Origin of the sequence: Falsiroseomonas oryziterrae, assembly GCF_021864505.1 — a bacterium.
In the GTDB taxonomy this organism is placed as follows: domain Bacteria; phylum Pseudomonadota; class Alphaproteobacteria; order Acetobacterales; family Acetobacteraceae; genus Falsiroseomonas; species Falsiroseomonas oryziterrae.
This window is the reverse complement of record NZ_JAKJIB010000277.1, coordinates 1-5,723: the sequence shown is the minus strand read 5'-3', so window position 1 is coordinate 5,723 and position 5,723 is coordinate 1. Positions and strand designations below refer to the sequence as shown.

Genomic DNA, 5,723 nt, shown 5'->3' with positions numbered 1-5,723 from the left:
GCCGCCGCCCGCGGTACCCGACGCATCGACGCGCGCGCCGCGATCCACCAGCACGCGGTCGCCGATCACCTCCACCGTGCCGCCGCGCGTGCCCGCCGCGATGCCGGTGGCGCGGACCTCGCCCTCGATGCGGATGGCACCGCCGGTGCCCGCGATCACCACGTCGCCGCGCCGGCCCGTCGCCGCGTCTGTGTCGGCCGCGACGCGTCCGCCGGCGCGCACCAGGTCCTGCACGATGCCGTCGGCGGCGCGGGCGGTGAGCTGGATGCGTCCGCCTTCGGCCTCGATCACGCCGGTATTGGTGACCAGCGCGCCGCCGCCGGACGGCGCCTGGCGCACCGGGCCGGTGATCTCGATGGAGAGCAGCCCGTCGCCATGCAGGTCCACCACATGCGTCTCGGCGCCCGCCAGCGCGACGCGGCCGAGGCGGGCGCTGATCGTGCCGCGGTTGACGACCTGCGGCGCGACGAGCGCGGCGAGCCCCGCCTCGCGCACCGTGATGTTGCCGTCGTTCTCGATGCGCGCATCCGGCCGGCCGGGGCGGTCGAAGGCCATGCGGCCGGCGAGGAAGTTCTGGTTCGAGATGTCGGCGGTGGAGGCGACCAGCCCCGCCGCCTCGATCCGCGCGCCCTGGCTCACCACGATGCCGGACTGGTTGACGATCGCGACCTGGCCGTTCGCTTGCACGCGGCCGGCGATGACGGAGGGATCGGGCGTCGTCACGCGGTTCAGCGTGATGGAGCCGCGGTCGGGCTGCTGGAACTGGACCGTATGGTCGCGGCCTATGTCGAAGCGGCGCCAGTCCACGATGCCGCGCGCCTGGGTCTGCGTGACCTGGGTCTGCGCGGCGTCCTGGCGGATCGTGATGCCGCCGGCGATGACGCGGTCGAGCTGCGGCCGCGCATCGGGGGCGATGGTCTGCGCCATGGCGCCCGGTGCGACGAGCGCGCTGCCGGCCAGCAGCGCGGCGCGGAGGCGGGGATGCGAGGCCATGCGATCCTCCGGGGCCTAGAGGCGGAACAGCACGCGCCAGAACAGCGCGTCGCGGTCCAGCGCCTCGGTCTGCGCGCCGCCCGGGCGGCGCTCCAGCCGGCGGACGCCCTCGAGCTGGAATTCGGCGTTGGGCGTCAGGTTGAAGCGCGTGCCGAGGCCGAAGGAGGAGAGGCTCGCATCGCGGTCGATCGACTGGTTCTGCCAGGCCTGGCCGGCGTCGTAGAAGCCGTAGAACAGCGGGTCCACGCGCACGGAGCGACCGAGCAGCGTCGTTTCCCATTGCAGGCCGAGCTGCAGCTCGAGCGAACCGGCGATCGCCTTGTCGCCCGTCACCTCGCCCGCGAAGTAGCCGCGGCCGAGGCGCGCGCCGCCGAGGTAGAACTTCTCCGCCTGCGGCAGCACGTCGTTCGTCCACTGGCCCGCCAGCGTCGCCTGCAGCGAGACGGTGGCGCCGGTCCAGGGCGTGAAGAGCGTCTGCGTGCGGGTGGCGTCGAAGGTGAGCTTGGTGAAGTCCGTCACCGCGTTCGCGCGGCTGAGGTCGGGGCTGCGCGACGGTGTCGCGCCGAAGGCGTCGAGGCCCTGGCTCAGCCGGGCGCTCAGCGTGTTCACCGCCGGCCGGTCCTCGCCGAGCCACTGGTCGAAGCGCGCCCAGTCGGCGCCGAGGCGCAGCACGCGCAGGCTGTCCTCGCTGAGCCGGCGATCGCCGAGGACCCCGCCTTCCAGCCGGATCTCGTTCTCCACGACGTCGAGCGCGCCGACCAGGAACAGGCTCTGCTGCCGGCGGCGGATCACCGGGTAGCTGGCCGAGACGCCGGCGAGGGTCGTGAGGCCCTCGTAGCCGATGGTGCTGAGCGGGGCGCCGGGCCGGGAATAGCCCGTGCCGGCATAGAGCCGCACCCGCGCGCCGGAGCGTCCGACGAAGAGCTCGGTCGAAGCCTGGCCGAAGAGCTGGCCGTTGCCCGTCGTGGCGTAGAGCGAGAGCTCCGTCCGCTCGCCGAATTCGGTGAAGGAGTTGAACTGCACCGCCGCGAGACCCTGTTCGCGGCCGGTGATCCGTGCCCCGCGGTTGTCGCCGGTGACGTAGCCGGTGACGGCATCGCGCGAGACCTGCGCGACCAGGCTGAGCGCACCGGGGCCGGTGCCGGCGGGACGCAGGATGGCGCGCAGGCTGACGCCGGGCACGTCCTCCGCCAGCAGCAGCCAGCGCTCGAGCGTCGCGGCGTCGAGCGGGCGCTGGCCGACGATGTTGTTGAGCAACCGGAGCACCTGCGTGCCGGCCGGGCCGATGTCGCCGTCGAGGCGGACCTCCGTGATCGACGCCTCGCCCACGACAAGACGCAGCCGGCCGCCGCGCTCGACCACGGCATCCACCGTCGTGAAGACGTAGCCGGCCTCGCGGTAGAGGTTGAGGATGGCGGCGCGCGCCGCCTCGATGCTGCGGAGTTGCACGGACGGGCCGGTCAGCGTGCCGGCGGCGGCCTCGAGCCTCGCGCGCGGGAAGGCCGTTGTGCCCTCGATCTCGAGGGAGGAGATGGCGAGCGTGCCGGCGAGTGCCGGATCGTCGGAGGGTGTTGCCGGGGCGGGGCGCGCGGCCGGGCCGACGCCGGGTGCGACGGGTGGCGTGAGCGGGATCGGCGTGCCGGAGGGCGGCGTGACGATCGCGGCCGGTGATTGCGCACCGGCGGCCGACGCCCACAGGAGAAGCGCCGGCAGGGCCGACGCCTTGATCCACCACCGCACGCGCAATCCCCCTCCGGCGCCGCGCCCGGCCATCGCCGCGGTGGCGCGCTCCCTGGCAGAGGCTAGCGCCTCCGGCCTGCCGTGCACAACAACCAAGCGCAACGCGGTGCTTGCCGCGCCAGGGTGTTGCGCGTCGGCGGCCCTGCCGGCGTGCCGCGCCTCAGCCGGCCTGGGTCTTCAGATAGGCGATGACGTCGTTGAGTTGCTGGTCGTTGCGCAGGCCCGGGAAGGCCATGGTGCCCTGCGGCGCGACGTCCTTGGGGTTGCGGAGATAGGCGCGCAGGTTCTGCTCGGTCCAGGTGTGGTTCTGCTCGCCGAGGCTGCGCATGTTCTGCGAGTAGCGGAAGCCCTCGATCGAGGCGGCGCGGCGTCCGACGACGCCGTGCAGATTCGGCCCGACGCCGTTGCGGCCGTTGTTCTCGACCACGTGGCAGGCGCGGCACTGGTTGAAGACGCGCTGCCCGGCCGCCGGGTCGCCGGCGTCCTGCGCGCGGGCGGGCGCGGCGGCGAGCGTGGCGAGCGTGACCGCGAGGGCGAAGGCGTGCCGCATGGAATCCTCTTCGTGTCGTGTGGGCGCGCGGACATTGCTCCGCCTCGCATGGACGGAGGCGGAGCGCCGCGTGACGGCTTCGTCATCATCGGGCGCATGCGGGCAGCAGCGCCATCCGGACGGCGGTCAGGTCACGTCCGTGTAGGTGCGGCGGAGCTTCGCGAGAAAGTCGGGCGCGATCTTGGCGCGCGTCCCGGCGACGACGTCGGTGCCCGGGACCAGCGTGTCGGAGGCTTCGAGCGAGAAGTCCCGCACGAAGGCGACGCGCGGGTCGCGCGCCGCCGCGACCTCGCGCGCGCCGCCGCCGGTGCGGATCACCGACGCGGCGACCAGGCCGCATTCCACGGCCTGGGTCGCGCCCTGGCCGAGGGTGGGCACCATGGCCTGCGCGGCATCGCCCAGGAACAGGGCGCGGCCGGAGGGGTCGTGGCGCAGCAGCGGCGCGGTGGCGGAACGCGCCCAGTGGATGTCGGGCAGATGCGTCGCGACCTTCCCCAGCATCCAGGCGACGGCGGGGCAGGGCGGGGCGCCGGCCGGCGTGAACAGCGCGCGCTGGGCGGCTTCGGTCTTCATCTCCTCCGGAATCTGGCCGTCGCGCGGCAGCGGGAAGGTCCCGGCGATGTAGACGGCGCCGCCGGGCACGCGGAAGGAGAGCAGGCGGTGGTTGCCGTTGAACCACTGCCCGTAGTCGTCATAGGGGCAATCGGCGGCCTCGGTGACCAGCAGGCGCCAGATGCAGACGCCGAGCGGGATGCTCTCGGGCTCGCCGCAGGTCAGCGCGCGCAGCCGGGAATAACGGCCATCGGCGCCGACCAGCAGGTCGAAGCCGCCGGGGCGAGCCAGCCCCTCCGCCGTGCGGAAGACGGGCACGAGGCGGCCGGCCGCGTCTTCCTCGATCGCCTCCAGCACATGCCCGTGGCGCGTGCGGTCCGCGACCGGCGCCCGCAGATGCCGGTAGAGTTCCGACCAGCGGATGCGCATGCCGTGATCCTCCGCGACGTCGAGGAGGTCGAGATCCATCAGCCGCGTGCCGTCGGCGAGATCGACGAACCAGCGCCGCCACGGAAGGGAGGCCGCGCGCAGCGCAGCGTGGCGCGCGGGCAGGTGCAGGCGCAGCGCCTTCATCGCGTTGGGCCCGACATTCAGCCCGGTGCCGGCCTCGGCATGCTCGCCCGGCGCGACGCGCTCGAAGGCGAGCAGGTCGAGCCCCGGCGCATCCGCCAGCGCCTCCGCCAGCAGGCTGCCCGCAACCCCGGTGCCGATGATCCCGATGCGCATGTCGTGCCGGTCCCCCTGTCAGCGGGGCCTGCAAGCGCCGCGCCACGCCGGCTATATCGGGGCCATGCCGCGCCTCGCCATCCACCGCCTGTCCATGGCCCATCCGGGCGACCTCTCGGCGCTCGAGGCGCTGATCGCAGCCGGCGGGGTCCAGGCGCGCGACATCCGCGCGGTGATCGGCAAGACCGAGGGGAATGGCGGGCTGAACGACTTCACCCGCGGCTACTTCACCCAGACGCTCATGGCGCTGCTCGCCGCGCGGACCGGCGAGGCGGCGGGCGCGCTCGCCACGCGCATCCCCTGCGTGCTGTCAGGCGGGACGGAGGGCGCGCTGTCCCCGCACTACCTGGTGTTCAGCGCGAGCGCCGAAGCGGCGCCGGGGCGGCGCGGGCTGGCGATCGGCACTGCCTTCTCCCCGCCGACGCCGGCCCGCGAGATTGGGCGCGTGCCGCAGATCACGGCAGTGGCGGATGCGGTGCGCATGGCGATGGCGCAGGCCGGCATCGCGCGGCCCGAGGATGTCGCGCTGGTGCAGGTGAAGGCGCCGGCGGCGCAGGCACCGGACCCCGCCGCGCGCAGCGGTGACGCGAAGGTGCTGATGGCGCTGTCGCGCGCGGCGGCGGCCTTCGGCGTGGGTGTCGCGCTCGGCGACATTCCGGCGGGGGCGGCGACCGAAGCGGCGCTGCTGTCGGATTTCTCGCTCTACTCCAACCGTGCCTCGATTTCCTCCGGCGTCGAGGTCACCTGCAACGAGGTGCTGGTGTTCGGCCGGGCGCCGGGCTGGGCGGAGGGCATCGTGGCCGGCGTCGCGCCGATGATCGACCTGCTGGACCTGGCCGGCGTGCAGGCGGCCTTCGCGAAGGCGCCCGGCGAGGTGCTCGGCGTGATCGCCAAGGGCGAGCCGGACCGCACCGGTGCGATCCGGGGGCATCGCCACACCATGCTCGGCGACACCGACCTCGACCCTCAGCGGCACCTGCGCGGCGCGCTCGGCGCGGTCGTCGCGGCGGTGGCCGGCGACGGGCGCGTCTTCGTCAGCGGCGGTGCGGAACACCAGGGACCGCCCGGCGGCGGGCTGGTCTGCGTCTTCGCGCGCGCGGGGTGAGGGCGCGGCAGGCGCCTCTCCCCGCCGGAGCCGCCAACCCAGGACCAGCCGGCCGCC

5 protein-coding genes are annotated in these 5,723 nt (G+C 74.3%); 1 reads left to right on the top strand and 4 read right to left on the bottom strand.

All coding sequences use genetic code 11. The annotated features are described in order from the left end of the window. The 4 genes from L2I40_RS18010 to L2I40_RS17995 form a co-directional block, all read right to left on the bottom strand. On the bottom strand, positions 1 to 993 hold a 993-nt coding region (locus L2I40_RS18010), incomplete at its 3' end, for a two-partner secretion domain-containing protein (RefSeq protein WP_237216576.1). A 15-nt stretch (positions 994 to 1,008) separates the two neighbouring features. After that, a complete protein-coding gene (locus L2I40_RS18005; RefSeq protein WP_237216575.1) occupies positions 1,009 to 2,733 on the bottom strand; it encodes a ShlB/FhaC/HecB family hemolysin secretion/activation protein in 1,725 nt (574 codons plus the stop codon). A 160-nt stretch (positions 2,734 to 2,893) separates the two neighbouring features. Next, positions 2,894 to 3,283, bottom strand: a complete 390-nt coding sequence (locus L2I40_RS18000) for a c-type cytochrome (RefSeq protein WP_237216574.1) — start codon at positions 3,281 to 3,283, stop codon at positions 2,894 to 2,896. A 126-nt stretch (positions 3,284 to 3,409) separates the two neighbouring features. Further along, the gene (locus tag L2I40_RS17995) at positions 3,410 to 4,561 is read right to left on the bottom strand and encodes an FAD-dependent oxidoreductase (protein ID WP_237216573.1); all 1,152 of its coding nucleotides are present in this window, start codon (positions 4,559 to 4,561) and stop codon (positions 3,410 to 3,412) included. 64 nt (positions 4,562 to 4,625) lie between these two features. On the opposite strand from L2I40_RS17995, the gene atzD reads away from it, so the two are divergent. After that, positions 4,626 to 5,666, top strand: a complete 1,041-nt coding sequence (gene atzD / locus L2I40_RS17990) for a cyanuric acid amidohydrolase (protein WP_237216572.1) — start codon at positions 4,626 to 4,628, stop codon at positions 5,664 to 5,666. The last annotated feature ends 57 nt before the right edge of the window (positions 5,667 to 5,723 follow it).

Bases quoted from the DNA above. Each gene is read 5' to 3' on its own strand.
- L2I40_RS18000 (WP_237216574.1), bottom strand. From the start codon at position 3,283: ATGCGGCACGCCTTCGCCCTCGCGGTCACGCTCGCCACGCTCGCCGCC.
- L2I40_RS17995 (WP_237216573.1), bottom strand. From the start codon at position 4,561: ATGCGCATCGGGATCATCGGCACCGGGGTTGCGGGCAGCCTGCTGGCG.
- atzD (WP_237216572.1), top strand. From the start codon at position 4,626: ATGCCGCGCCTCGCCATCCACCGCCTGTCCATGGCCCATCCGGGCGAC.